This is a genomic window from Pelagicoccus sp. SDUM812002 (genome assembly GCF_031127835.1).
Lineage (GTDB): Bacteria > Verrucomicrobiota > Verrucomicrobiia > Opitutales > Opitutaceae > Pelagicoccus.
In genome coordinates this window covers 1-943 of sequence record NZ_JARXHX010000100.1, presented here as the reverse complement: position 1 = coordinate 943, position 943 = coordinate 1, and the positions used below count along the sequence as shown (strand labels likewise).

1 protein-coding gene is annotated in these 943 nt (G+C 57.4%); it reads right to left on the bottom strand.

The genetic code is table 11. The annotated features are described in order from the left end of the window. Positions 1-103: 103 nt before the first annotated feature. Positions 104-658 carry a VPDSG-CTERM sorting domain-containing protein gene (locus QEH53_RS23860; RefSeq protein WP_309025746.1) on the bottom strand — a complete coding sequence of 185 codons (555 nt, stop codon included), beginning with the start codon at positions 656-658 and terminating at the stop codon, positions 104-106. Positions 659-943 lie beyond the last annotated feature (285 nt).

The window sequence follows — 943 nt, the reverse complement described above, 5'->3', positions numbered from 1 at the left end:
GCCTTTTCAGCGTCGCGAGAGGGAGCAAACGAAAAAGCCTACCCGAACAGGGTAGGCTTGAGAGCATCGGGCGCTTCCCTCGGAAGCGTTCCGGATCGCCGGCTTACTTGGAGAAGCGGCGGCGAAGTCCAACGAGGCCGAGCATGCCGAAACCGAAGAGTGCGAGCGTCGCGCCGGAGTCAGGTACGGACTTGGCTTCCGCGGTCGCGTTCAGCTTGGCCGCAACGAGCGAGAAGCTCTTGCTGCCGTTGTTGGTGACGGTGTACTGCAACGCGCCAGTCGAATCCAAGGCGAGAAGGGCTCCGCCGAGAACCGGGCCGGTCTCGTCAGCGCCGCCTGCGAAGAAGGTGTAGAACGAGCCGGAGACGAAGTCGTCGGAGCCGAGGTCGACGTCGTAGTAGCGGTGGCCGAATCCCAAGGCTCCCACGATGAAGCGGACGGACGCGCTGACGATGGTTTCCTTGGAGCTGTCGTATCCCACGTTGTCGAAGGCGCCTCCGTCGGAGACGGAAATGTTGAACCACTCGGAGTGGGAGTCCCCACCGGCGATCGCCAAGCCGTCGCCGGCGAGGATGTCGTAGTCGTTGTAGGAAACGGCGCTGGCCTGGCTGGCCACGAAGATTGATGCGAGAGCTGCGAGAGAGAGTAGTTTCTTCATGATACTAAGAGTTTTTGGAAGTTGTTCTGACGATGTTTGGGCGACCTCAGAGGCGAGATCGTGGTGACCTATTTGCTCGAACCGCGCCAACTAGAACCAGTTCAAAGGTTAGCCATTGGAGAGCAACGACTTAGGAAAACTACTCAGGCTTGGACGCATAAATAAAAGTGTCAGGTTTCCGAACACCGAACTTGCGACGGAACTCCACCGATACATCTAACCCACTAATATTGAATGCTTTAAGAATCTCCAAAGACCGAACGTCGCGAAATTTAACACTTTCCG